Annotated in this window: 20 protein-coding genes; 12 read left to right on the plus strand and 8 right to left on the minus strand. The window is 63.1% G+C overall.

The window, feature by feature from the left end:
• Positions 1 to 360 precede the first annotated feature (360 nt).
• The 6 genes from LU682_RS17825 to LU682_RS17850 all read left to right on the plus strand — a co-directional run bounded on the left by LU682_RS17825 (position 361) and on the right by LU682_RS17850 (position 7903).
• Positions 361 to 2097: a type I secretion system permease/ATPase gene (locus LU682_RS17825; protein ID WP_010953487.1), complete on the plus strand. Its 1737-nt coding sequence runs from the start codon at positions 361 to 363 to the stop codon at positions 2095 to 2097.
• A 6-nt stretch (positions 2098 to 2103) separates the two neighbouring features.
• The gene (locus tag LU682_RS17830) at positions 2104 to 3444 is read left to right on the plus strand and encodes an HlyD family type I secretion periplasmic adaptor subunit (RefSeq protein WP_010953486.1); all 1341 of its coding nucleotides are present in this window, start codon (positions 2104 to 2106) and stop codon (positions 3442 to 3444) included.
• A 1-nt stretch (position 3445) separates the two neighbouring features.
• The gene (locus tag LU682_RS17835; RefSeq protein ID WP_049587173.1) at positions 3446 to 4774 is read left to right on the plus strand and encodes a TolC family outer membrane protein; all 1329 of its coding nucleotides are present in this window, start codon (positions 3446 to 3448) and stop codon (positions 4772 to 4774) included.
• A 215-nt stretch (positions 4775 to 4989) separates the two neighbouring features.
• Entirely contained in the window at positions 4990 to 5853 is an 864-nt protein-coding gene (locus LU682_RS17840; RefSeq protein WP_010953484.1) for a sensor domain-containing diguanylate cyclase, read from the plus strand.
• A 17-nt stretch (positions 5854 to 5870) separates the two neighbouring features.
• Positions 5871 to 7223, plus strand: a complete 1353-nt coding sequence (gene chrA / locus LU682_RS17845; protein ID WP_010953483.1) for a chromate efflux transporter — start codon at positions 5871 to 5873, stop codon at positions 7221 to 7223.
• Between the two features lie 11 nt (positions 7224 to 7234).
• Positions 7235 to 7903, plus strand: coding sequence for a class I SAM-dependent methyltransferase (locus tag LU682_RS17850; RefSeq protein WP_049587171.1), 669 nt, complete (start codon positions 7235 to 7237; stop codon positions 7901 to 7903).
• A 68-nt stretch (positions 7904 to 7971) separates the two neighbouring features.
• Here LU682_RS17850 and quiC read toward each other — a convergent pair whose 3' ends face one another.
• Entirely contained in the window at positions 7972 to 9879 is a 1908-nt protein-coding gene (gene quiC, locus LU682_RS17855) for a 3-dehydroshikimate dehydratase QuiC (protein WP_003250790.1), read from the minus strand.
• 289 nt (positions 9880 to 10168) lie between these two features.
• Here quiC and LU682_RS17860 point away from each other — a divergent pair, with 289 nt between their 5' ends.
• The gene (locus LU682_RS17860) at positions 10169 to 11542 is read left to right on the plus strand and encodes an MFS transporter (protein WP_010953481.1); all 1374 of its coding nucleotides are present in this window, start codon (positions 10169 to 10171) and stop codon (positions 11540 to 11542) included.
• A 67-nt stretch (positions 11543 to 11609) separates the two neighbouring features.
• Here LU682_RS17860 and LU682_RS17865 read toward each other — a convergent pair whose 3' ends face one another.
• From LU682_RS17865 to LU682_RS17885, 5 genes are all read right to left on the minus strand, one after another.
• Positions 11610 to 13022 (minus strand): DOPA decarboxylase, encoded by a 1413-nt coding sequence (locus LU682_RS17865; protein ID WP_010953480.1) that lies wholly within the window; start codon positions 13020 to 13022, stop codon positions 11610 to 11612.
• A gap of 149 nt (positions 13023 to 13171) precedes the next feature.
• Positions 13172 to 14116 (minus strand): LysR family transcriptional regulator, encoded by a 945-nt coding sequence (locus tag LU682_RS17870; RefSeq protein ID WP_010953479.1) that lies wholly within the window; start codon positions 14114 to 14116, stop codon positions 13172 to 13174.
• A 137-nt stretch (positions 14117 to 14253) separates the two neighbouring features.
• On the minus strand, positions 14254 to 14967 hold the full coding sequence (locus LU682_RS17875) for a YebC/PmpR family DNA-binding transcriptional regulator (protein ID WP_004575404.1): 714 nt from the start codon (positions 14965 to 14967) through the stop codon (positions 14254 to 14256).
• Between the two features lie 97 nt (positions 14968 to 15064).
• Positions 15065 to 16456 carry an FAD-dependent oxidoreductase gene (locus LU682_RS17880; protein ID WP_010953478.1) on the minus strand — a complete coding sequence of 464 codons (1392 nt, stop codon included), beginning with the start codon at positions 16454 to 16456 and terminating at the stop codon, positions 15065 to 15067.
• 14 nt (positions 16457 to 16470) lie between these two features.
• Positions 16471 to 17787 carry an MFS transporter gene (locus LU682_RS17885; RefSeq protein ID WP_010953477.1) on the minus strand — a complete coding sequence of 439 codons (1317 nt, stop codon included), beginning with the start codon at positions 17785 to 17787 and terminating at the stop codon, positions 16471 to 16473.
• A 243-nt stretch (positions 17788 to 18030) separates the two neighbouring features.
• Here LU682_RS17885 and LU682_RS17890 point away from each other — a divergent pair, with 243 nt between their 5' ends.
• Both LU682_RS17890 and LU682_RS17895 read left to right on the plus strand, forming a co-directional pair.
• Entirely contained in the window at positions 18031 to 18900 is an 870-nt protein-coding gene (locus tag LU682_RS17890; protein ID WP_010953476.1) for a LysR substrate-binding domain-containing protein, read from the plus strand.
• A 57-nt stretch (positions 18901 to 18957) separates the two neighbouring features.
• Positions 18958 to 19329, plus strand: coding sequence for a DUF2784 domain-containing protein (locus LU682_RS17895; protein WP_010953475.1), 372 nt, complete (start codon positions 18958 to 18960; stop codon positions 19327 to 19329).
• Here the strand turns inward: LU682_RS17895 and tam are convergent.
• Positions 19319 to 20095, minus strand: coding sequence for a trans-aconitate 2-methyltransferase (gene tam, locus LU682_RS17900; RefSeq protein ID WP_019438830.1), 777 nt, complete (start codon positions 20093 to 20095; stop codon positions 19319 to 19321). The genes LU682_RS17895 and tam overlap by 11 nt on opposite strands.
• Before the next feature lie 114 nt (positions 20096 to 20209).
• Here tam and LU682_RS17905 point away from each other — a divergent pair, with 114 nt between their 5' ends.
• Positions 20210 to 20389: a hypothetical protein gene (locus LU682_RS17905; protein WP_049587168.1), complete on the plus strand. Its 180-nt coding sequence runs from the start codon at positions 20210 to 20212 to the stop codon at positions 20387 to 20389.
• Positions 20390 to 20392: 3 nt separating this feature from the next.
• On the opposite strand, the gene LU682_RS17910 is transcribed toward LU682_RS17905, so the two are convergent.
• Positions 20393 to 21805 (minus strand): amino acid permease, encoded by a 1413-nt coding sequence (locus tag LU682_RS17910; RefSeq protein WP_004575400.1) that lies wholly within the window; start codon positions 21803 to 21805, stop codon positions 20393 to 20395.
• A gap of 324 nt (positions 21806 to 22129) precedes the next feature.
• Between LU682_RS17910 and LU682_RS17915 the strand changes: the two genes are divergently transcribed.
• Together LU682_RS17915 and LU682_RS17920 are read left to right on the plus strand one after the other, a co-directional pair.
• On the plus strand, positions 22130 to 23554 hold the full coding sequence (locus tag LU682_RS17915; protein WP_010953472.1) for an aminotransferase-like domain-containing protein: 1425 nt from the start codon (positions 22130 to 22132) through the stop codon (positions 23552 to 23554).
• Between the two features lie 250 nt (positions 23555 to 23804).
• Positions 23805 to 24686, plus strand: a complete 882-nt coding sequence (locus LU682_RS17920; RefSeq protein ID WP_051122553.1) for an RHS repeat-associated core domain-containing protein — start codon at positions 23805 to 23807, stop codon at positions 24684 to 24686.
• The last annotated feature ends 122 nt before the right edge of the window (positions 24687 to 24808 follow it).

The following is a 24808-nucleotide window of genomic DNA, read 5'->3' on the forward strand; positions in this document are numbered from 1 at the left end:
CCGTGCGCAACAGGTGTAACGCACGTGCATCGATCCCAGCTCGCACAGGGCCCCGAATACTTCAGACTAAAGTCGTAGGCCAAAAGCTTGTCAATATTTCGTCAAAAAAATCTTAGCCGCTGATAATGCGATGCAACTCACTGTTTTTCTGTAACTTATAAAAAGTTCAAAGTATTTATAGAGCGAAATGATATTACTGGATGTTTCGTTGCAACCTACGCTGCTGTCTGTGGGAGCAACGCAGCGTTTGGGCAATATCGCCATCAGTGCGACCCGCCTGCGAGCCGACCAAAAATCCACAACAGCCGTTGTACGGGGCGCCGCAAGGGCTTCCCGCTTTGTGATAAAGGGAGGCCTCCGATGCCTAAGCCACCACGCACCCGCTCCGAACTGGCCGACGTGCTGTTTCACTTGCGCCGCAGCTTCTACGCCCTAGCCGCCTTCAGCGGCGTGATAAACGTCATGATGTTGACGCCAGCCATTTATATGTTGCAGGTGTATGACCGCGCCCTGGTCAGCCGCAACGTCACCACCTTAGGCATGCTCACCTTGCTGGTGGTCGGCCTGTTCCTGCTGATGTCGGCGCTGGAGATGGTTCGCACCCGGGTGTTGATAAGGGTGGGCAACGGCCTGGACATGAGCCTGAACCGGCGCATCTTCAGCGCTGCCTTCGAACGCAACCTCAGCCGTGCCGGCGGTAACCCGGCCCAGGCCCTGCAGGACTTGGCGCAGGTACGGCAGTTTCTCACCGGTAACGGCCTGTTCGCGTTCTTCGACGCCCCCTGGACACCGATCTACCTGCTGGTTTGCTACCTGATCCACCCGTGGCTCGGGCTGGTCACCACGATTGGCTCGCTGATCCTCGTCGGCCTGGCCTACCTCACTGAAAAGGCCACGCAAAAACCCTTGGCCGAAGCCAACCAGGCAGCCATGTCGTCGGCCAGTTACGCCAACAACAACCTGCGCAACGCCGAAGTGATCGAAGCCATGGGCATGCTGCCGTCAATCGGCAAGCGCTGGTATCAGGGCCACTTGCGTATCCTGCAGATGCAGACCCTGGCCTCCGACCGCGCGGCGCTGATCAGCAGCATCGGGCGCTTCGTGCGCATCACCCTGCAGTCGCTGATCCTCGGCACCGGCGCGCTGCTGGCGATAGAGGGCACGATCACCCCCGGCATGATGATCGCCTGCTCGATCCTTACCGGCCGAGCCCTAGGCCCGGTGGAACAGGTGATTGCTGCGTGGAAGCAACTGCTGGGCTGCCGCCTGGCCTGGGGCAGACTCAATGACCTGCTGCAGGACTACCCGCAACGGCCACCGAGCATGTCGCTGCAGCGGCCAATGGGCATGCTGGCCGTGGAGAACGTGATCGCCGGCGCCCCAGGCAGCAGCACCAGCATCGTACGCGGGGTGAGCTTCAGCCTGGCCCCGGGTGACAGCCTGGGTGTCATCGGCCCCTCGGCCTCGGGCAAGTCTACCCTCGCCCGCCTGTTGGTAGGCGTGTGGCCGGCCCAGGCCGGCAAGGTGCGCCTGGACGGCGCCGATATCTTCACCTGGAACAAGGCCGAACTGGGCCCGTGGCTGGGCTACCTGCCGCAGGACGTGGAGCTGTTCGAAGGCACCATCGCCGAAAACATCGCCCGCTTTGCCGAGGTGGACAGCGACGCGGTGATCCGTGCCGCCCGCAGCAGCGGTGTACACGACATGATCCTGCGCTTCCCGCAGGGTTACGACACCCGCCTGGCCGCCGATGGCAGCCCATTGTCTGGCGGCCAGAAGCAACGCATCGCGCTGGCCCGCGCCCTGTATGGCGAGCCCAACCTGGTGGTGCTGGACGAACCCAACGCCAACCTCGATGACGTGGGTGAAAAAGCCTTGGTCGATGCCCTTGCCGAGCTCAAGGCACGCGGCGCCACGGTGGTGCTGATTTCCCACCGGCCCAATGTGCTGTGCGCGGTCGATCAGATACTGATGCTGCGCGACGGGGGTGTGCACATGCTTGGCAGCCGCGACGAAGTGTTCGCCGCGCTGCGCAAGGCCGCGGTGATTCCGGCAACGGCTGCGGCACCGCTGGCTTCGGTCAAAGTACGGGAGTAACCGACCATGCAGATGACTCAACATGCCGAACTGATCCCCGCCGAGAGCAGCCACCTGATCGATCTGGACGCGGGCCGCCCGGTACGCTGGGGCGTATGGCTGGTCATCGCCGGCTTCGGCGGTTTCCTGCTGTGGTCCTGCCTGGCGCCACTGGACGCCGGCGTGGTCGCCACCGGTACGGTCAAGGTCACCAGCAACCGAAAGGCAGTCCAGCACCTGAGCGGTGGCACCGTTGAAGCGATCATGGTGCGCGAAGGCGATGTGGTGAAGAAAGGCCAGGAAGTGGTGCGCCTCGATGCCCTGCGTGCGGTGGCCGAGCAAGGCGCACTCAGCGCCCAGTACATCGTCAGCAAGACCGTGGAAAACCGCCTGGAAGCCGAGCGCGATGGCCGCGATACCGTCACGTTCGACCCCGCCCTGCTTGAACACTACGCCAATGACCCACGCCTGCTGGCCGCCATGGACCTGCAACAGCGCCTGCTCGATACCCGCCGCGCGGGCCTTGCCGGTGAACTGAGCATCCTTGAAGAAAACCTCACGGCCTCGGCAGTGCAACTGAAGGGCCTGCAGCAGGTGTACGGCGCCCGCGCCTCGCAGATCGGCTTCCTCAACCAGGAACTGCAAGGCACCCGGGTCCTGGCCGCCGAAGGTTATGTACCCCGCAACCGCCTGCTGGAGCTGGAACGCAGCAATGCCGACCTGTCCGCCGGCCAGGCCGAAAACCTCAACAACATTGCCCGGGCGCGCAGCCAGGCCACCGAGATCAAGCTGCGCATTCTGCAGCGCCAGCACGACTACCTGAAGGAGGTGGAGTCGCAACTGACCGATACCGCCAAGGAAAACACCACCCTGGCCGACCGCTTGCGCGCACTGGACTATGAAGTGACCCACACGGTGATCCGCTCGCCGATCGACGGCATGGTCCAGGGCCTGAGCATCGCCACGGTCGGCGGCATCATCCAGCCCGGGGCCAAGATCATGGAAGTGGTACCGCTCGACCAGCCGCTGCAGGTCGATGCGATGATCCCGGTGCAGGCGATCGACAAGATGGTCCCAGGCCTTGCCGTGGACATCGCCTTCCCGGCCTTCAACCATGCGCAGACGCCGAACATTCCCGGCCGGGTAAAAACCATTTCCGCCGACCGGCTGCTCGACGAAGAAAGCAAGCAGCCGTTCTACCTGGCCCAGGTGGAAGTGACGCCGGCCGGCATGGGCTTGCTGGGCAGCAACCACATCCGCCCCGGCATGCCCGCCACCGTCACCATCAAGACCGGCGAGCGCAACCTGCTCAGCTACCTGCTCAAACCAATGCTCGAACGTGTGGACGCCGCGTTCAAGGAGCAATGACATGAAACGCCCATGCCTGATGGTGTGCCTGCTGGGAGTTGCCGTACAGGCCAGTGCCATGGACCTGAAGCAAGCCTGGGACCTGTTGCAGTACCAGGGCCCGATCTACCGCGCTGCCGTGCATGAAAAACAAGCCGGTGGCGAAAACCGCGCCATCGGCGAGGCCGGCCTGCTGCCGCAGATCAACGCCTCGGCCTACTTCAACCAGGTCAATGGCAGCCAGCGCCAGAATGGCCAGGACAATGACCTCGACTATGACTCCAAGGGCGCCAACGTGCGCCTGCGCCAGCCGTTGTTCAACAAACAGAAGATGGCCGAGTACCGCCAGGGCCAGCAACGAGCCGACTACAGCGTGGCGGTGTTCGACGCCAAGAGCCAGGACGCAGCGGTGCGCCTGGCCGACGCTTACTTCGACGTGCTGCTGGCCAGCGAAACCATCACCCTGGCCAAGGCCAAGCTGAGCGCTTTCGAAGAACAGCTGGCATCGGCGAAGCGGCGCATGGAACTGGGCGCCGGCACCATCACCGACGTCGACGAGTCGGTGGCCCGCCGCGACCTGGCCGAGGCCGACCTGATCGACGCCCAGGACAACCTGGTCAATGCCCGGCGCAAGCTGGAGGAATACATTGGTGAAACCCCGCAGGCGTTGACCACCCTGCAGGCGGGCTTCAGCACCCCGCCGCTGATGCCGGGCAACCTGCAGGAGTGGCTGGTCAAGGCCCAGGCTGACAGCCCACTGATTCATGCACGCCGGCACAGCTACGCGCTGGCCGAGGAAGAAGTCAACCGCGCCCGCTCCGGGCATTACCCGACCTTGGATTTCGTGGCGGGTTACACCGCGGGCAGCAGCCAGTCGATTTCCGAGCTGAACCAGCGCAACCACTACAGCTCGATCGGGCTGGAGCTGAACATCCCGCTGTACAGCGGTGGCAGCACCAGTGCCCTGTCCCGCCAGGCCAGCGCCAACAGTTCCAAGGCCCTGGATGAGCTGGACGCCACTCGCCAGGAGGTGATTTCCAACACGACCCGCGAATACCGTGGCGTGCAGAGTGGCGCCCTGCGCATTCAGGCACTGGAAAAGGCCGTGGCCTCCAACGAGCGTTCGCTGACCTCGACCCGCAAGGGCTTCAAGGAAGGTGGTACCAGCACCAACTCGGATGTGCTCAATGCCGAGGAGCTGCTGTATGACGCCCGCCATGACCTGTTCGAGGCCAAGCTCAACTACCTGATGTCGCGCCTGCGGCTGGCCTCGTCGGTGGGCAGCCTGGGGGATGATGATATCGAGCAGATCAATGATTACCTGGGGCCGGAGCTGATAGTCAGCAATTGATAGCGACCTCAAGCTATGAAGTGCCCCTGCACGAGCAGCCTTGTACTGCGAACAGGCCAGCCAGGCCTGACCGGTGGCAACGATCCACGAGCCCCGCACCTTTCGATGCGGTCGTTGCCAGTTTCAAGGAAGGGGCACCCGCCCTGCAGGCTGCCGTAGCTGCGACGTATTCCTTCAGGCTATGATCGGTCACCCTGCCGCGGACACCCTGAGCCATGCCCGTAGACCTGCAAGCGTTGTATCCCAGGCTGATCCACCTGATGCTGGACACGGTATTCGTGGTCGACAGGGACAACCAGATCGTGTTCGTCAGTGATGCCTGCAAGACACTGCTGGGCTACGAGGCCTGCGAACTGATCGGCACGCCGATTACCCGCTACATGCACCCTGACGACCTCGCGGCCACGCGCGCCTCGATCATGCGGGTGATGAACGGCCAGCCGCACTACGACTTTTGCAACCGTTACCTTCGCAAGGATGGCAGCGTGGTGCACATTCTGTGGGCGGCCTGCTGGTCCGAGGAGGCCCAAGCGCGTATCGGCGTGGCGCGGGACGTTACCGCCCAGCGCAAGGCCGAAGACGAACTGCGCTTCCTCGCCCATCATGACCCGCTGACCCGGCTGGCCAACCGCGCCATGTTCAATGAACGGCTGGACACTGCCCTGGCCGCGGCCCGGCGTCACAACCGCAGGCTGGCCTTGCTGTTCCTCGATATCAATGACTTCAAGCAGATCAACGACAACCACGGCCACAGCGTGGGTGACCGGGTACTGTGCACGCTGGCCCGCCGCCTGGAACGCTGCGTAGGGGCGGCTGGCACGGTAGCGCGGATGGGCGGCGACGAATTCACCGTGCTGTTGCCCGACTGCCCGTCGCCGGAGGCCATTGCCACGCACGTACAGCACATTCTCGCGGTTATGGCCGAACCGCTCGACGCCGAATTTGCCGGCATCGATGCACCGTCCTGCAGTATTGGCGTGGCCCGCTTTCCCGAAGACGGCAACGATGCCGACATGTTACTGCGCCATGCTGACGGGCACATGTACCGAATCAAGCGCCAACGCGCTGCGACTGGCTGAAAGCAAGGGCACACCGCATGGCTGAACACCTGCAAGAAACTGCCGGGCAAACACCCGCCTCTGTCGGCCTTGGCCAGGCATTGCTGTTCTGGCTGAAGCTGGGTTTCGTCAGTTTCGGCGGCCCGGCCGGGCAGATTGCGATCATGCACCAGGAGCTGGTGGAGCGGCGCCGCTGGATCAGTGAGCGGCGTTTCCTGCATGCCCTCAACTACTGCATGTTGCTGCCCGGGCCCGAAGCCCAGCAACTGGCCACCTACATCGGCTGGCTGATGCACCGCACCTGGGGCGGGGTGATTGCCGGCGCTCTGTTCGTGCTCCCGTCGCTGTTCATCCTGATCGGCCTGTCGTGGGTGTACCTGACCTGGAGCGAAGTACCGGTGGTCGCCGGGATTTTCGAAGGGATCAAGCCGGCCGTGACCGCCATCGTCGTGCATGCCGCCCACCGCATTGGCACGCGGGCGCTGAAGAACGGCTGGTTATGGGCCATTGCCGCGGCCTCGTTCGTGGCCATTTTCGCGCTTGACGTCCCCTTCCCGCTGATCGTGCTGGCGGCCGCACTGCTGGGTTATGTCGGCGGCCGGCTGCGGCCAGCACAGTTCGCGCCCGGTGGGGGCCACAGCGCAGTCAGGGCCCGCCAGCGCCCGGCACTGATCGACGACGATACCCCGATACCCGCGCACGCCTGCTTCAGCTGGGGCCGCCTGGTGACCTTGCTGCTGACGGTTGCGTCGCTTTGGCTTCTGCCCATGGGCCTGCTGATGGCGACCTTTGGCTGGCACGGCACACTGACGCAAATGGGCTGGTTCTTCACCAAGGCGGCGCTGCTGACCTTCGGCGGTGCCTATGCGGTGCTGCCCTATGTCTATCAAGGGGCTGTCGGCCACTATGGCTGGCTGTCACCGACGCAGATGATCGATGGCCTGGCGCTGGGCGAGACCACGCCCGGGCCGCTGATCATGGTGGTGGCCTTCGTCGGTTTCGTCGGTGGCTACCTGCAGCCGATGTTCGGCGCCCACCAGGCGTTCCTCGCGGGCGCAGTGGCAGCGGGCCTGGTGACCTGGTTCACCTTCCTGCCCTCGTTCCTGTTCATCCTCGCCGGAGGCCCGCTGGTGGAGTCGACCCACAACGAACTGAAGTTCACCGCCCCACTGACCGGGATCACTGCGGCGGTGGTGGGGGTAATCCTCAACCTTGCGCTGTTCTTCGGCTACCACGTGCTGTGGCCGGACGGGTTCGATGGCGCGTTCCACTGGTCCTCGGCGGTGATAGCGCTCGCCGCGGCTGTGGCGCTGTTCCGCTACAAGCGCGGGGTGATACACGTGTTGATCGGCTGCGCCGTTGCCGGGCTCGCCCTTCACCTTTTCCGCTGATGGAGCCGATCATGCGCAACCCTGAAGACGCCTTGCTCGACAGTTGGCACCAGAACGCCCAGGCCTGGATCGACGCCGTACGCCATGGCGCCATCGAAAGCCGTCGCCAGGTCACTGACCAGGCCATCCTGCTGGCCATCCTTGGCCGCCAGCCCGAACGGGTGCTCGACCTGGGCTGCGGTGAGGGCTGGCTGCTGCGCGCGCTGGCCGACCGGGGTATCGAGGCCGTGGGCGTCGACGGCGACAGAACGCTGGTGGATGCAGCGCGAGCTGCGGGCGCGGGTGAGGTGCACCTGGCCAGCTATGCGCAGTTGGCTGAGGCGAAGGTGCCTGTTGGCAAGGACTATGACCTGATCTGCGCCAACTTCGCGCTGTTGCACCAGGACATCATTGAACTGTTGTCGGCCATGCGTACTTTGCTGGTGCCAGGCGGTGCGCTGGTGATCCAGACCCTGCACCCGTGGAGCGTGGCCGACGGGGATTATCAGGATGGCTGGCGAGAGGAGTCTTTTGCCGGGTTTGCCGGGGATTGGCAACCGATGCCTTGGTATTTCCGCACCCTGGCCAGCTGGCTGAATGCGCTGGACATGGCGGGGTTGAGGCTGGTCAGTCTGCAGGAACCGCAGCATCCGCAGAGCGCGGTGCCGCAGTCGTTGTTGATGGTGGCTGAGCGTCACTGAATCGGGCCGTAATAATCCTGTGGAAGCAGGGTTCACCCCACTCCCACAAGACAGGCCGGTGCAGGCGACTACAGCACCGGCTTGCGCGCCGCCCCGCTACGGGCCTTGGCCATGGCTGCCAGGCGCACCGCAACGTTGGCAGCGCCGTAACCAGCGTACCCCGCCTTGCGCTGGATGATCTCGAAGAAGAAACGCTCCTCGAACGGCTCGGTATAGACGTGGAACAGCTCGCCACCTTGAGCGTCGCGGTCATACAGCACGTTGTAGTACGCCAGCTCACTGAGGAACTCGTCGTCGAAATCGAAACGCGCCGCCAGGTCGTCGTAGTAGTTCAGCGGGATTTCCAGCAGCGGTACCCCTGCCAGCTTGGCCCGCGCCACTTCGCGGAAGATGTCGTCACAATCGAAAGCGATGTGATGCACGCCCGAACCACGGTAGCTTGACAGCGCATGGGCGATGGCGGTGTTGCGGTTTTCCGAGATGTTCAGCGGCAGGCGCAAAGTGCCGCACTGGCTGCGCAAGGCGCGGCTCTTGACCAGGCCATACGGGTCGGGCAGCACCACCTCGTCGTCGGCGGCGAAGTCGAACAAGCTCTTGTAGAACAGCACCCAGCTGTCCAGCGACTCGGCCGGCAAGGCTAGGGCCATGTGGTCGATGCGGCGCAGGCCGCCGGTAGCGGTTGCGTTGTTGTCCAGGCTGAAGTCGGTATCGTACAGGGTGTGGCCGGCAGTGCCCTGCTCCACCAGATACAGCAGGCTGCCATCGGGCGCACGCACCGCCGGCACTTCGCATTCGTTGGGGCCGACCAGGCCGCGGAACGGCTGGCCACGGAAGGCGGTGGCCCGCTTCAAGGCCGCTTGCTGGTCCTTGACCCGCAGCGCAGTGGCGCACAGCGATGGGCCATGGGCCTCGAAGAAGTTGTGGCCGAAGGAATACGGTTCGGCGTTCAGCACAATGTTGATATCACCCTGGCGCAGCAGTTGCACTTCTTTGCTGCGGTGCTTGCCGGCTTCGGCAAAGCCCAGGCGCTTCAGCCAGTTGCCCAGGCGCGCGCCGACGGCTTCGTCGACCGCGAACTCCAGGAACTCCACGCCGTCATAAGCGCTGGCCGGCGGCGGGGAGAACAGCACGCCAGGTTCGATCGGCGTGTTCTCCTGCTCCAGGCGCAAGCGGGTCTGTTCTTCGAGGTACAGCAGCGAACGCAAGCCGTCGGCGGCATTCTGCCGGGTCGGTGCGGCGCGGAAGCCGTCGTTGAAGATTTCCAGCGACAGCGGGCCACGGTAACCCGTGGCGAGGATCGGCGCCAGGAAACCGGCCATGTCCATTTCGCCCTGCCCCGGGAAGCAGCGAAAGTGGCGGCTCCACTCCAGCACATCCATGGCCAGGATCGGCGCATCGGCCATTTGCACGAAGAAGATCTTGTCGCCGGGGATGTCGCGGATCGCGCTGGGGTCACCTTTGAGCGACAAGGTGTGGAAGCTGTCGAGGATCACCCCGAGTGCCGGGTGGTCGGCCTGGCGCACCAGGTTCCACACTTGCTGGTAAGTGTTGACGTGGCGGCCCCAGGCCAGCGCTTCGTAACCAATGCGCAGGCCACGCTTGCCGGCATGTTCGCCCAGCAGGCGCAGGTCGTCGACCAACAGTTGCTCGTCACCCAGGGCATCGGCCTGGACGTTGCTGCACACCAGCACCAGGTCGGTACCCAGCTCCTGCATCAGGTCGAACTTGCGTTCGGCGCGGTCGAGGTTTTTCTGCAGGCGGTCACGGCGGCAGCCTTCAAAGTCGCGGAAAGGCTGGAACAAGGTGATGGCAATGCCCAGGTCGGCGCACATCTGGCGCACCTGGCGCGGGCTGCCAGCGTAATAGAGCAGATCGTTCTCGAAGATCTCGACGCCGTCAAAACCGGCGGCGGCGATGGCTTCGAGCTTTTCCGGCAGAGTGCCGCTCAAGGACACGGTAGCGATCGAACGCTGCATGGCGGGAGTTCCTTGTTGTTGGAGGAATACGGTGCCATTCGGGCAAACAACCCCTGTCACAGTTTATGGCACGATCGATTATTCGCAGGTAAAGTCGTCGCTTCAATCTCTTTGTACGGAATGGTTAGTTTTGCGTTCGATTATCGCACAAAACCCGTTTTAGCGAATTGCTAGACCGCGGGCCCGTGGTCAACATGGACCACAGACGCAGGCACACCGACCGTTGCCTCCTGCCTTGGCATAACCTCTGGCGGAACCTGCGCAAACAACAATAACAACGGAGACAACGATGGCTCACTCCAGCTCGCAAGCAAAGAAAGCGACCGCCAGTGGATGGATAGGCTCGGCACTCGAGTACTACGACTTCTTCATCTACGCCCAGGCCGCTGCGCTGATTTTCCCGCAGATTTTCTTCCCTAACACCGACCCGAAAATGGCCATCATTGCCTCGTTGGCCACCTATGGCGTGGGCTACCTGGCACGCCCGATCGGCGCCTTCGTACTGGGCCACTGGGGTGACACCCGCGGTCGCAAGAACGTCCTGCTGCTGTGCATGTTCCTGATGGGCCTGTCGACCATGGCTGTCGGCCTGCTACCCACCTACCACGACATCGGCTACCTCGCACCGGCCTTGCTGGTGGTGTTGCGCCTGATCCAGGGCTTTGCCGTGGCCGGGGAAATTTCCGGTGCCAGCTCGATGATCATGGAGCACGCGCCGTTTGGCCGAAGAGGCTACTACGCCAGTTTCACCCTGCAAGGTGTGCAAGCGGGCCAGGTTCTGGCGGCGGCGGTATTCCTGCCACTGGCTTACTTCATGCCCAGCGAAGCCTTTACCGAATGGGGCTGGCGCATTCCGTTCCTGATGAGCGCCATCGTGCTGATTGCAGGCTTCATCATCCGTAAGGAAGTGCACGAAACCCCAGCGTTCGTGCAAGAAGAGAAACAGGACAAGGTTGCCAAGTCGCCCATCAGCGAGGCCTTCCGCCACAGCTGGAAGCACATGGTGCTGGTGATGTTCATGGCCCTGATGAACGTGATCCCGGTCGTTGCCACCATCTTCGGTGCGGCCTACGCGGTGCAGCCGGCGTATGGCATCGGCTTCGACAAGAGCGTATACCTGTGGATTCCGGTGGTCGGTAACATCGTCGCGGTGCTGGTGATCCCGTTCGTGGGCAACCTGTCGGACAAGATCGGCCGTCGCCCGACCATGATCGCTGGCTGCCTGGGCTCTGGCCTGCTGGCCTTCGTCTACCTGTATGCGATCAGCATCCAGAACGTGCCAATGGCGTTCGCGGCCTCGATCGTCATGTGGGGCATGGTCTACCAGGGTTACAACGCGGTGTTCCCAAGCTTCTACCCAGAGCTGTTCCACACCCGCTACCGCGTTACCGCCATGGCCATCGCGCAGAACATCGGCACCATGCTGACCGCCATGCTGCCCGCGCTGTTCGCAATGGTTGCCCCACCCGGCTCGGACAACATTCCGCTGGTAGTCGGTGGGCTGGCCTTCTTCATCACCGGCGTGTGTGCCCTGGCAGCCTACATTGCCCCGGAAACCCACCGCCTGGCGATGGAAGACCTGGGCAACCCGGACGCCAAGCCGATGGAAAAGGCAGCCTATGAAGCCAGCCGTAAAGGTAGCTTTCAGGCGGTGAGCCACTGATAGATTGCAGGGGCTGCTTTGCAGCCCCTTCGCGGGCAAGCCCGCTCATACAGGTACCGTACAGGCTTCAGCCCTTGATCACGTCCTGCAGACGTGCCCACAGCCGCTGCACATCCCCCCGCTCGGTCGGCAGCGCACCAATCGAAACCCGCACCATCCACCGCCCGTCCAGTGTAGCCGGCGTCACATAAGCAGCGCCGGATGCATTCAGCCGCTCGGCCCAGCCCTTGGTATGCGCATCCAGCGCCTCCCCTTCAAGCCCCGCCGGTCGATGGCGAATGCACAAGGTTTGCAGCTGTACTGGCGCCAACACTTCCCACTCCGCCGCCGCCTCGACCTGCCCCGCCAGCCACTGGGCATTGTCCAGGTCACGCCGCAGCCGCGCCTGCAATGCGTCGACACCCTCGCTGCGCAACATGAACCACAGCTTCAACGCACGGAACCGACGGCCCAGCGGTATCCCCCAGTCGCGCAGGTTCTTCACCTCGCCATCCACCGCCGACTGCAGGTAGCTGGGATTGGTGCTCATCACCCGGATCAGGTGTTGCGGATCGCGCACGTAGTAGATCGAGCAATCGAAGGCCACACCCAGCCATTTGTGCGCGTTGACCACCACCGAATCGGCCAGCTCGATGCCGTCCCACATCCAGCGGCACTCGGGCAGGATCATCGCCGAACCGGCCATGGCCGAGTCAACGTGCAACCACAGCCCATTGGCCTGGGCGATTTCACCGACCGGGCGCAGCGGGTCGAGGGCAGTGGTCGTCGTGGTGCCGGTGGTGGCAACCACGGCGCACGGCTGGTTGCCGGCAGCCAGGTCCTGTTCGATCGCCGCCTGCAGTGCCTCTGGGCGCAGGGCGTAGCGTTCGTCGGTGGGAATCAGGCGGATATTGTCGCGGCCAAAACCTGCCAGCAGTGCAGCCTTGTCCACCGAGCTGTGGGCGTGGGCGCTGACATACACGATCAAAGGCTTGGGCTCGGCCTGCAGGCCACCACGTACCAGGGCGTAGTCAGTGGCGCGTTCACGGGCACTGATCAGCGCCACCAGGGTGCTGGTCGAGGCAGTGTCCTGGATCACCCCACTCCACTGGCCAGACAGGCCAAGCAACTGGCGCAGCCAGTCGAGGGTGGTTTCTTCCAGTTCGCTCAGGGCCGGGCTGGATTGCCAGGACAGGCCCAGCACGCCCAGACCGGTACTGAGGAAGTCCCCCAGCACCGAGGACAGGGTGCCATTGGAAGGGAAATAGCCATAGAAGTCCGGGTGCTGCCAATGGGACAGGCCGGGCATGACCAGGTTATTGACGTCGTCGAGAATGGCCGCGAAAGGTTCGCCTTGTTGAGGGGCAGTTGCGGGCAAGGCGGCCTTGAGATAGCCAGGTTCGACCTGGGCCATGACCGGGCGTTCGCCCACGGTCTGGCGGTAGTCGGCAATCAGGTCGATCAGTTGGTGGCCGTACTGGCGGAATTGTTCGGGGGTCACGCTAGCTCTCCTGGGGGTTATCCATTGCCTGTGCTGGCCCTTTCGCGGGTAAACCCGCGCCTACAGCCGCGAAGAAGCCGCACAATCAACACAATGCCCCAGTCTAGGCACCTATCCCCAGCCGAATAACCTCGCTTACCGCATAGCTGCTATGGCGAACCCGCATGCCCGCCCTGCACCCCGAACTGCGACTGGCGCCACAACTCGAATACCCGGTTACGCAACCAGCGGTGCTCGGCCGAGGCCTGCAGGCGCTGGTGCCACACGACCCAGTAGCGCTGGCTGTGGTCGATGAAGCCCAGTGGTCGCCAGGCCAGGTCATGCAAACGGCTCAGTTGCCGGGCGATGTGCTCGGGGACCGTGGCCACGGCCTGACTGCTGGCAATCACTTGTACCGTGGCGCAGAAGAACGGCACTTCCAGGCTGACCCGCCGCTGCAGGCCCTGTGCACGCAAGTGCCGGTCGATGAAGCTGTCCTTGTCGCCACCGCCCGAAATGCGCACATGCTTGTACGCCAGGTAGTCGGCCTGGCTGAGCGCGGCCTGCGCGGCCAGCGGGTGATCCTGGCGCATCAGGCATACCGCGCGGTCCTCACCCAACAGCCGTCCGTGCAGGTTGGGCGGCGACTCGTCGAACAAGGTGGTCGCCAGGTCGATTTCTCCGCTGGCCAGCAAGGCGTACTGGCCGGCCTGCCAGGTGCGGTACTCCAGCGACACACCTGGCGCTTCGCGCTCCAGCGCCGCCACCAGCAGCGGCAGCATGTGCTCGGCCACATAGTCCGAAGCGGCCAGGCAGAACCGCCGCTCGCAGCGCGCCGGGTCGAAGATGGCGGGCTGGCGCAGCGCGTGCAGTTCTTCGAGCACCTGGCGCAAAGGCTCGACCAGGGCTTCGGCATGTTCGCTAAGCACATAACCACGCCCTTGGCGCACCAGCAACGGATCATCGAAGGCTTCACGCAGGTGAGCCAGCTGCCGGCTCAGGGCCGATTGGCTGACACCCAGGCGCTCGGCCGCGTGGCTGAGGTTTTTAAGCTGCAACAGGTGGTCGAGGGTGCGCAGGTGGGCGAGGCTGAGGGAGGCGAAGGTGGGGTTCATGCAGGCTCCCTGCGGTGGAATTCAAGGGCCCTCTCGCGGGCAAGCCCGCTCTCACAGGGTTCTCACACGGTTCAGCATCGTGAAAAACCTGCGGGAGCGGGCTTGCCCGCGAACAGGCCGCAACGCGGCCCCGACGATTACTCGGTCAGGCCAACATAGACGTTCTGCACGTCATCGTGCTCGTCGATCGCCTCGAGAAACGCCTCGACCTCGGCCAACGCTTCAGCACTCAGGCTGGCCGCGCTTACCGGGTTTTTAGGGGTGTAACCAATTTTCGCCGCGGTCACGGTGAAACCATGCTCCGGCAGGGCCTTCTGCACCGCGTCCAGGTCGGTGGTGTCGGTAATGAACAGGGTCGAGCCCTCTTCTTCACCTTCCTCGAAGTCCTGGGCACCAGCTTCGATCGCGGCCATTTCCGGATCAGCGTCAGCGCTCGCAGGCGTGGCTTCGATCAGGCCTACATGGTTGAAGTCCCACGCTACCGAACCGCTGGCACCCAGCTGGCCCTTGCGGAACAGCACGCGGATCTGCGCGACGGTGCGGTTGATGTTGTCGGTCAGGCACTCGACGATCAGCGGCACCTGGTGCGGTGCGAAACCTTCGTAGCTCACCGCATGGTATTGCACGGCATCACCGTCCAGGCCAGCGCCCTTGCGGATTGCCCGATCCAGGGTCTCGCGGGTCATCGAAGCCTTCTTGGCTTGCACGATGGCCAGGCGCAGGCGCGGGTTCATGTCGGGATCGGCACCCGACTTGGCCGCGATCTGGATTTCCTTGGACAGCTTGCCCATGATCTTGCCTTTGGCATTGGCCGCTGTTTCTCTATGTTTGGCTTTCCACTGTGCGCCCATGTCGACTCTCTTGTTTCAGCGGCCGGTTCAGGAAGCGACCGGCCAAAAGTGGGTGCATTTTATACGCCCTCGAGCATGGGATCGACAAGAAATCTCATCAGCCTTTATCGGCCTTGCCCGCCGCTGCGGCAAACCGCGCCAACCGCACGTCCAGCCTTCGCGGGCGCACACCACGATCTTCGGCCTGCTCCTTGCGGCGGATGGCATTGCGCACCATCAGCGAACCCAGGTAGCGGATCGGCTCGGGCGGGAACAGCCCCAGCGGCCCTTTGACCAGCGGCGACCGGGTCCACGGGTTGTCCAGCCCCAGCGCCAGCGACGAAAGAATCTGCCCGCCCATGTGGCACGGGCCAACACCGCTGCCGGAGTAACCAAAGCCATAGAACACGTTGCCCTGCCCATCCAACCGACCAAAGAACGGCAGGCCGGTTACTGATCGATCGGACGGCCCGTTCCAGCTGGCCGCCAGTGGCACCTCGGCCAAGGCCGGGAAAAAGCCGCCAAGGCTTTCGCGCAGCAACCGCCGATACGGCGACGGCTGGTCGAATACCGGCAATATGCGCCCGCCATAGGCAAACGTGTTGCCGCCCTTGCCGAGCATCAGCCGGCCATCGGAGGTGTTGTGGTAGTAGTGCACGAAAATACGCGAGTCGAGCACGCTGATCCCGCTGTCCAGGCCGATCTGGCGCAGCAGCTCGGGGCACGGTTCGGTAATGACCATGTCGCTGGAAACGATCGCCACACTGCGCTCGAACTGCGGGAAGACGCGCGCCATCCAGGCATTGAGGCCCAGCACTACACGGTCGGCGCGCAGTGTGCCGTGGGCCGTGCGTACCTGCACCGGGGCGCCGTGCTCCAGGCCGGTCATGGCGGTGCCTTCGTAGAGGCGCACGCCGCGCTGCAAGGCCACCCGGCGCAGGCCGCGCACCAGTTTGCCCGGCTGCACGGTGGCGGCGGCCGGCGAGAACCAGCCCTCCAGGTGCCGTGCAGAACCGGCCAGGCGCTGCACCTGCTCCAGCGGCAAGCGGCGGAACGAGTTGATGCCCTTGTGCTCCAGCGCGGCGATCACCGCGTCGGTGGCACCGACCTGGGCTGCGTTGGTGGCCGTGTACAGCGTGCCGTCCAGGCGGAAGTCGCAGTCGATGCCATTGGCCGCGCAGAACACCCCGATGTCTGTAATGCTGCGCTCCGACTCACGCACCAGCCGCACCGCCTCCGCCCCCCCGAACAGGCGTTCGAGGGTGAAGTACTTGGCCGACCAGGACAACGCACAGCCCCCATTGCGGCCGCTGGCACCGGCACCACAGATGTCGGCCTCGATCAGCACCACATCCAGGGCCGGTACCGCTTCCTTGAGCATCAGCGCCGTCCACAGGCCGGTGTACCCACCGCCGACAATGCACACATCGCAACGGGTATCGCCTTGCAGCGGCGGGCATACCGCCTCCTGCGCAGAATCCAGGGCCTGTTGCAGCCAGAAGGGTCTCATTCGCTCGCTTTCCTTTAAGTACGCAGTGGCTTGATTGCCATGCTGGTGTTCGGTGCCACGTCGGTGCCTTGCGCGCTGCTGGCCGGGCGGCTGTTCCAGTGCGGCAGCAACACCAGCGCCGAGAACAGCGCACAGCCCGCGAACACGATGAATACCGTGACGCCGTCGAAGTAACCCGGCAGCAGCCCACCCAGCACCGCGCCCACCGAGCCACAGCCGTTGACAAAACCTGCTGCGGTGGCGCCGGCCTTGGCGGTGCCGAAGTCGATGGCTGCAGCGCCGCTGATCATCGAGTCCGGCCCGTACAGGGTCAGGCCCATGACGAACAGCAAGGCCACCACCAGCAGCACGCTGCCGGTGTTCATGGCCGCCATGAACGCCGCCAATGTCACGGTCAGCAGCACCAGGCTGATCACGCAGGCTGGCATGCGCCGGGCGCCAAACAGTTTGTCCGAGGCCAGGCCGATCATGATCGGGCCAAGCAGCCCGGCCAGTTCGAAAGCAGTCGGGATGATTGCCGCGCCCACTTTGCCCACCGAGGGCATCTGCTCGAAGACGATCACAGGGCCCCACAGCAAGATGGCGTAGCGCGCCGGCTTCAGCAGGAAGTACGCAAGGCCCAGGGTCAACACCGTGCGGTTGCGCAGGATCTCCCTCAGGGGTGCCCACACGCTGCACAGGTTGTCGGCCGGGGCCATGCTTTGCGGCTCGGGCTCAACCGCCGGCAAGCCGACGTCCTCGGGTTTGTTGCGCTGCAGGAAGAAGAACAGCACCGCCACCAGCGCCACCACGACCGCGCTGGAGAAGAACGCCGCGTGCCAGGTGCCCACCAGGGTGTAGGCCCACCAGCCCGCGAACGGCGAGGCCACCAGGCCGCCGAAGGCATAGCAGGAACTCCACAGGCCCAGCACCCGCCCGCGCTGCGAAGCCGGGAAGAAGCTGCCGATGTTCTTGCACAAGCCGGCCCAGCCGGTGGATTGCGCCAGGCCCTGTACCAGCATGCAGGTGGCGAAGATCGGGAAGGTTGCGTAACTGCCCATCACGACTGCCGCCGCCGCAGAAATCAGCAACCCGCCCAGCACCACCACGCGCGGGCCGAAGCGGTCGGCAAGCATGCCCCAGGTGAATTGGCCCACGGCATAGGCGGCCAGGTAGATGGCATCCAGGTTGGCCATGGCGGCCTTGTCGAGCATGAAGCCTGGGTCTTCGGCGATGCCCAGTTTGGCCACCGAGAAGGCTTTGCGGGTGAAGTAGAAGGCGGCGTAAGCCAGCCAGGTGATGGCGAAAATCTGAATGCGCCAGCGTTTGAACGCGGCTAGGGATTGATTCATGTAAGTCTGACCTCTTGCTCAAGTGTGCCGGCAGAATGTGAAGAAACGCCTGTCTTGTTCTTGTGTTACGCACAGCGATGACGAGGCTGTCATCGGGTCAGGTGGCGCCGTGTGAGCGCCATGGCCTTGGCGGCATTCGTGGTGCCAGCGTCGGGCTGAAATCCATGGAAACAGTTGCTGTAAGATAAATAAAATCGATTTATCGTATTACACACATAAGCCCAGCTTGTTACTGAGGTCGTCATGTCGGTTTCCCACGCTCAACTCAAGGCTTTCCACGCGGTGGCCGTGCACGGCAGCTTTACCCGCGCCGCTGAAAGGCTGTTTCTTACCCAGCCTGCGGTGTCCGACCAGGTACGCAAACTGGAGGAGCGCTTCGGCGTATTGCTGTTCCACCGCAACAAACGCTCGGTGCAGCTCACCGACCTTGGCGAGCGGCTGCTGGGCATCAGCCAGCGCCTGTTCGCCTGCGAGGCCGAAGCCCAGGAACTGCTGCACGACTCGCGTGCGCTGCAGACCGGCAGCCTGGTGCTGGCAGTGGATGCGCCGGTGCACGTGCTGCCGCAGATCGCCCGCTTCTGCCAGCGCTATCCAGGCATCCAGGTGAAGATCGAAACCGGCAATACCGACGAATCGCTGGCGCGGCTGTTCAGCTATCAGGCCGACCTGGCCCTGCTGGGGCGCGATGTCGACGATGAGCGCCTGCATTGCCTGCCGCTGCGTCGTGACCCGATGGTGGCGTTCGTTTCCCACAACCACCCATGGGCCAGCCGTGGCTCGATCAGCCTGGCCGACCTGGACGACACGCCACTGGTGCTGCGCGAGCCCGGCTCGGTGACGCGGCAGACGCTGGAGGAAGAGATGCAACGTGCCGGCCTGCGGATACGCGCAGCGATCCAGGTGGAAGGCCGGGAAGCGGCGCGTGAAGCGGTGGTGGTAGGCATTGGCGTGGGCGTGGTGTCGGCGGCGGAGTTCGGTGCCGATGCGCGGGTGTGTGCATTGCCGATCGTCGATTGCCAGCGGCATTTGACCGAGACCCTGGTGTGCCTGAGCGAGCAGCGTACGCGCCGGGTGGTGGCGACTTTCCTGCAGATGGTCGAGGAAGGGGTGTAGGCCAGATCAGGCAACCCAACTATGCTGGGATAACCCCAATCCCCGGGCACCCAACCCATGCTCTACCGCCTTGCCGCCGACACCCTGGTGCTGCTGCACCTGGCCTTCATCCTGCTGGTGCTGTTCGGCGGGCTGCTGGTGCTGCGCTGGCGCCCTGCCCTGTTGCTGCACTTGCCGGTCCTGGCCTGGGGCCTGGCGGTGGAGTGCCTGCACCTGGGCTGCCCGCTCACCACCTGGGAAAACCGCATGCGCAATGCCGCCGGTGACGCAGGTTACCAGGGCAGCTTCGTCGAGCACTACGTCTGGCAACTGATCTACCCCGCCGGCCTGACCCCGCAGATCCAGCTGCTGCTGGGCACCCTCGTGCTGGCGCTGAACCTCGGCATCTACAGCTACGTGGCCTGGCGCTGGCGCCGCCCTAGCGGGTAGCGATCACGAACAACCGCGGGAAGGGCAACAGGACCTTGCCATCAGAGGCTGGCGGATAATCGCGCTGCATGGCCTGCAGGTACATCTGCAGGAAGTCGGCCTGCTCCTGCTCATCAAGCCTGGCCAGATAAGGCCGCAACGCCGAGCCCTTGAACCATTCCACTACCGCTTCGGCGCCCCCCACCAACGGGTGATGATAGGTGGTGCGCCACACGTCCACCCGTGCGCACAGCGGGCTGAGCAAATCGTAGTAGAACGCCGCGTTGTGCCGTGGCGGCAGCTGCAAGTCGGCGAACTTCGCCGCCCAGGGGCCTTGGCTTGCGATCTCGCGCAACTGCCGGTGGGCCGGTTCGTCAAGGTTGTCCGGGGTCTGCACGGCCAGGCTGGCGCCTTCGCTGAGCTGGCGCACCAGGTGCGGATACAGCAAGGCGTGGTCAGGTACCCATTGCAGCGAGGCATTGGCCAGGATCAGGTCCTGCGGCTCGGGGGCAGTCCAGCCGGCAATGTCGGCAATGACCGTGCGCACACGCGGGATGCACAGCCGCTTGCGCTCACGGGCCTTGTCGATCATGTCCGGGTCGCTGTCCAGTGCCGTCACCTGGGCATCGGGGTAACGCTGCAGCAGCACTTCGGTCGAGTTGCCGGGGCCGCACCCCAGGTCGGTGGCGTGGCGCACCGGCCGTGGCGGGATGGCGGCAATCAGGTCGCGTACGGCGCGTGTGCGTTCGTCTTCGAACAGGGAATACTGGTTGGCGGACCAGGCCATGTGCGGCTCCTTTGGGCGGACTATGTGCCTAGCATATGCCATCTGTCGCCCGGCGGGACGGTTGCGAACGGATTACGCCGGAACTGATCACCTGTGCTTGAAGTCAGTCCTTGCATGCGCACGCCCGTGAAGACCTACATCGCCCTCGCCATCCTGGCCCTGATCGCTGCGGCAGCCCTGCTCGGTTCACCGTGGATGAACCAGCGTTTCCACATGCCCGCAGAAAAAGCCCAGGCCCAACAACGCGAAACGGCCGGGTCCCCAAGGGAGCCGGCCGTTTCCAGAGGCGAGTGACGCTTAGTGCTGCTTGCTACCAGAGCGGATCTGGTGCACCACACCCATCGCCACCACGACCGCCGCAGCGATACCGGTGGAAATGACCAGGATCTGGTAGTCAGGCATGAAGGCCATGGTGACCAGGGCAGCCACGATGAACGCGATCACCAGGTAGGTCAGCCACGGGAACAGCCACATCTTCAGGCGTACTTCCTTGCCCTCGGCAATCAGCTTGCGGCGCATGCGCAGCTGCGAGAAGGCGATGACCAGGTACACCAGCAGGGCGATCATGCCGGTGGTGTTCATCAGGGTGTCCAGCACGTCTTTCGGGCGCAGGGTCTCGCTGAAGTTGATCAATGCACATACCACGGCCACGGCGCACGAACCCATGATCGCGTACACCGGTACACCGGTACCGGCGCGGGTGATCTTGAAGAACGACGGCGCGTCGCCACGCTGGGCCAGGGAGAACAGCATGCGCGAAGCGGTGTAGTGGCCGGAGATCAGGCAGCTGCTCACGGAAGTCAGCACCACGAAGTTCATCAACAGCTCGGCATACGGCACCCCCAGCAGCTCCAGGGTACGGCGATAAGCGCCATAGCCAGAAACACCCAGGTGCGGGTCGTTCCACGGTACCAGGCAGACGATCAGGAAGATCGAGCCGACGTAGAACAGGCACACACGCCAGACCACCGAGTTGGTCGCCTTGACGATCTGCGCAGCCGGGTCCTTGGCTTCGGAGGCCGCGATGGTAACGATTTCGGCGCCGAGGAAGGCGAACATCACCCCGAGCAAGGCACCGATCACAGTGGTGATGCCATTGGGCATGAAGCCTTCGGCGGTGAGGTGGCTGATGCCACGCACTTCACCGAACTGCCAGATGTTCATCACGGCAGCCGTACACACGATCAGGAAGCAGACGATCGCAATCACCTTGATCAAGGCGAACCAGAACTCGAACTCACCGTAGTGCTTGACGTTGAAGAAGTTGACGGTGATCAGCAACAGGGTTGTGGCCAGCACGAACACGTTGACGCTGACGTCGGGGAAGAAGCCATGCAGGATCTTGCCCGCCACATAGGCTTCCCAGGCCATGAGGATGACCCAGTACCACCAGTACAGCCAGCCGATGGTAAAACCGGCCCAACGGCCAATGGCGCGGTCGGCGTAGGTCGAGAACGAGCCGGTGTCAGGCGAGGAAGTCGCCATTTCACCCAGCATGCGCATGATCAGCACCACCAGGATGCCGCCTGCCAGGTAGGCCAGGACAGCGGCTGGGCCGGCGCTGTGGATCACGCTGCCGGAACCGACGAACAAGGCGCCGCCGATAACCCCGGCGATCGACATCATCGTCAGGTGGCGCGACTTCAGCGAGGCACTGAGCTTGCTCTCGTGCCCGCTTTTCGCGGTGGTGGTTGTGGATGTTGCGTCCATCAGTTGTGTACCCCGTGCTTCTTTTTATCCAAGGAAAACTGTGAAACCCCGATGGCTGGCGATTTCACCTGTACATCAGTGCTAATGCGGGCAGGATGGTGTGAATTACACACGCAGGCCTTCCATGGCGGCCTGCTGACGCGCCCCAGGGCGACTGCCTGAGGCGAACTGAACATGCTTTATGTGGCGATATCCGACACCTAATGTAAAAATGTCCGACGCAGAGAGCCATGCACAGTGGCATGAATCTCGCACTGCACTGTATAGGTCGCCCATGCAGTACACCCTGCAGACGCCAGGCGATACGCACCCTGAAGGCCCCGAATGTTCGAATTACATCCAGACTCCTCTACCCCGCTGGTCAACCAGATCATCGATGGGCTGCGCGAGCTGATCGACAACCAAACCCTCAAGCCAGGCGCCAAGGTCCCGTCGATTCGCGCCTTTGCCGCAAGCTATTCGGTGAGTACCTTCACCGTGGTAGAGGCCTACGACCGCCTGGTCGCCCAAGGGCTGCTGGTGAGCCGTGGCAATGCGGGGTTCTTCGTCAACCGTGCGGCGGGCGAACTGCTGGAGCAGCACAACACCGAGGCCGACACCAGTCGACCAACGTTCAACTCCGAGTGGTACCTGCAGCAGATTTTCGAAATCCGCCAGTTGCCGTACAAACCGGGGTGCGGCTGGCTGCCCAACGACTGGATGTACGAAGACGGCCTGCGCCGCGGTCTGCGCCAGGTGGCCGGCAGCCCGCTGGAGCTGTCGGGGTACGGCGACCCCATGGGCCTGATGGAGCTGCGTGCACTGACCGCACAGAACCTGCAACAAGAGCTGTCGATCGTCGCCAACCCGGCACAGCTGATGCTCACCCACGGCGCCAGCCAGGCCCTGGACCTGGCCGCACGCACACTGGTGCGCCCAGGCGATGTGGTGCTGGTGGACGACCCCGGCTACCCGAACCTCATGAGCATCCTGCGCACCCAAGGCGCAACCCTGGTAGGCGTGCCACGTACACCGGCCGGCTACGACCTGAACCAGCTGGAGCAACTGCTCAGCCACCACCGCCCGACGGCGTTCTTCACCCAGCCGCACCTGCACAGCCCGACGTGCTCCCGCACCCCGCTGCCGCAGTTGCACCGCCTGCTGCAGCTTGCTAGCCAGCATGGCTTCCGCCTGGTGGAGAACAACCTGTACGCCGACATGGTCGCCGAGCCGCAGCCGTGCCTGGCCAGCCTCGACCATCTGCAGCAGGTGGTGTACGTGGGCAGCTATTCCAAGAGCATTTCGCCCAACGTGCGGGTCGGCTACATGCTGGCCAACCCCGAACTGATGCAAAAACTGCTGCACCTGAAGATGCGCTCAGGCCTGACCACCTCGCAGGTGATGGAGCGCGTGGTGTATGCGGCGATCATCGACGGGCGCTGGCGCAAGCACCTCAAGCGCCTGCGCCAGCGCCTGGCCGAGGCGCATCAGGAAGTTGGCCGGCATCTGCATCGACTGGGCTTTGAATTGTTCACCGAATCGGATGAAGGCATGTACATCTGGACCCGCCATCCGGCGATTCCCGACAGTGCCGCGTTGCTGGACGATGCGCTGGAGAAAGGCATCATGCTAGGCCCAGGGCAGTTGTTCATGGTCGACGCCAAGGCGACCGGGTGGATGCGGTTCAACGTGGCGTTCAGTACGGACCCGGCGATGTGGGAGTTGTTGGAGAAGGTGTTGGTGAAGCATGTGCGGCGGAGTGGGATGTAAAGCCGCTCCACATCTGTTTGGGGCCACACCTTCCTGTAAGGGCGCCGCTGTCCGCCTCGTTTGTTCCCCTTACTTCATATCGAAGGTTCCCCGCCGCACTTCATCATTTCCAGCCATGCACCCCGGAGCGCCCCGCGGGGCGCAATGGCAAGGTGAAATAACACCTGGCTTTTTTACCAGTAGCGCATGACGCTCGAATCAGATAAATGACTCCATCATTAACCAGAAAACAAAGGAATGGAGCGCTGAAATGTTATATCTATATAGCAATGATGAGATCACCACTACCCTGCAAGACAACGGTGCATCTTCGATTCTGCGAGCTAACGTTCACGCTCTATTCTTTGTACATAAACAATCGGGCAACGAACGTACAGAATTGCTAGCATGTGACGTGAAAGGCTCGACCTTGATGCTATTGACCATCAAAAGCACGGCACGGGTAGTTTTCAGTCCATGGGGATATTTTCAGGCGGCTGGGGGCATGCTTGCGGGGTTCAAGGGAGAGTACTGCGACCCTGTTACCTCATATTACTTATTAGGTAACGGCTATCGCGGCTACAACCCAATGCTGATGAGATTCGCAAACCCTGATTCAGTGAGCCCATTCGGAGCTGGTGGTATCAACTGCTACGCTTACCTGGCGGGGGACCCTGTAAATGCCTCTGATCCGACGGGGCATATGCGAGGCAAGGTTCTGCTGAGGGAGAACAATTTGGGGGTATTTACATCCAGAAAACGATTCTGGCAAAAGAAAACGCTCACTATCTATGCAGACGGAGAAAACTCCAAGGTCGCCGGAATGGATGCAGATGCACTTTACGAACACCTATCCACCCAAAAAATCAGCTTTGAGCGCTACGAAAAAATACACATTATCGCTTGTCACTCTGGAGAACCTGGACCAAACGGGCAACTGTCGTTTGGCCAACGTTTTTCAGATATAACCCGAACAATCGTAAAAGCGTATAGCGGAACCGTCAGCACGATACCCAAGCCACAACAAGACAAACAATACACAAAAATCAAAATCTTGCAAAAAAACATCTATAAAACCAAAGACTTCAATTACACCCCTGTCAGGTTTCAACCTATGGTTGAACAGGCCGCAAGCGTTCGGAGTCGCACGTAATACATCTGCAAGGCAGCCCTTTTTGTCCGGGTACGCTGACCGCTTGCACGCTGAGTTCTCTGCGCGACGGCGCAGTCAAAGGGGCTGGGCGATCTCCCACAAAGGCCTCGTCCACGCCTCGA

The sequence above is a fragment of the Pseudomonas alloputida genome, assembly GCF_021283545.2.
Taxonomy (GTDB): domain Bacteria; phylum Pseudomonadota; class Gammaproteobacteria; order Pseudomonadales; family Pseudomonadaceae; genus Aquipseudomonas; species Aquipseudomonas alloputida.

Coding starts and splice junctions, on each gene's coding strand:
- LU682_RS17825 (WP_010953487.1), top strand. CDS start 361: ATGCCTAAGCCACCACGCACCCGCTCCGAACTGGCCGACGTGCTGTTT.
- LU682_RS17830 (WP_010953486.1), top strand. CDS start 2,104: ATGCAGATGACTCAACATGCCGAACTGATCCCCGCCGAGAGCAGCCAC.
- LU682_RS17835 (WP_049587173.1), top strand. CDS start 3,446: ATGAAACGCCCATGCCTGATGGTGTGCCTGCTGGGAGTTGCCGTACAG.
- LU682_RS17840 (WP_010953484.1), top strand. CDS start 4,990: ATGCCCGTAGACCTGCAAGCGTTGTATCCCAGGCTGATCCACCTGATG.
- chrA (WP_010953483.1), top strand. CDS start 5,871: ATGGCTGAACACCTGCAAGAAACTGCCGGGCAAACACCCGCCTCTGTC.
- LU682_RS17850 (WP_049587171.1), top strand. CDS start 7,235: ATGCGCAACCCTGAAGACGCCTTGCTCGACAGTTGGCACCAGAACGCC.
- quiC (WP_003250790.1), bottom strand. CDS start 9,879: ATGCAGCGTTCGATCGCTACCGTGTCCTTGAGCGGCACTCTGCCGGAA.
- LU682_RS17860 (WP_010953481.1), top strand. CDS start 10,169: ATGGCTCACTCCAGCTCGCAAGCAAAGAAAGCGACCGCCAGTGGATGG.
- LU682_RS17870 (WP_010953479.1), bottom strand. CDS start 14,116: ATGAACCCCACCTTCGCCTCCCTCAGCCTCGCCCACCTGCGCACCCTC.
- LU682_RS17875 (WP_004575404.1), bottom strand. CDS start 14,967: ATGGGCGCACAGTGGAAAGCCAAACATAGAGAAACAGCGGCCAATGCC.
- LU682_RS17880 (WP_010953478.1), bottom strand. CDS start 16,456: ATGAGACCCTTCTGGCTGCAACAGGCCCTGGATTCTGCGCAGGAGGCG.
- LU682_RS17885 (WP_010953477.1), bottom strand. CDS start 17,787: ATGAATCAATCCCTAGCCGCGTTCAAACGCTGGCGCATTCAGATTTTC.
- LU682_RS17890 (WP_010953476.1), top strand. CDS start 18,031: ATGTCGGTTTCCCACGCTCAACTCAAGGCTTTCCACGCGGTGGCCGTG.
- LU682_RS17895 (WP_010953475.1), top strand. CDS start 18,958: ATGCTCTACCGCCTTGCCGCCGACACCCTGGTGCTGCTGCACCTGGCC.
- tam (WP_019438830.1), bottom strand. CDS start 20,095: ATGGCCTGGTCCGCCAACCAGTATTCCCTGTTCGAAGACGAACGCACA.
- LU682_RS17905 (WP_049587168.1), top strand. CDS start 20,210: ATGCGCACGCCCGTGAAGACCTACATCGCCCTCGCCATCCTGGCCCTG.
- LU682_RS17910 (WP_004575400.1), bottom strand. CDS start 21,805: ATGGACGCAACATCCACAACCACCACCGCGAAAAGCGGGCACGAGAGC.
- LU682_RS17915 (WP_010953472.1), top strand. CDS start 22,130: ATGTTCGAATTACATCCAGACTCCTCTACCCCGCTGGTCAACCAGATC.
- LU682_RS17920 (WP_051122553.1), top strand. CDS start 23,805: ATGTTATATCTATATAGCAATGATGAGATCACCACTACCCTGCAAGAC.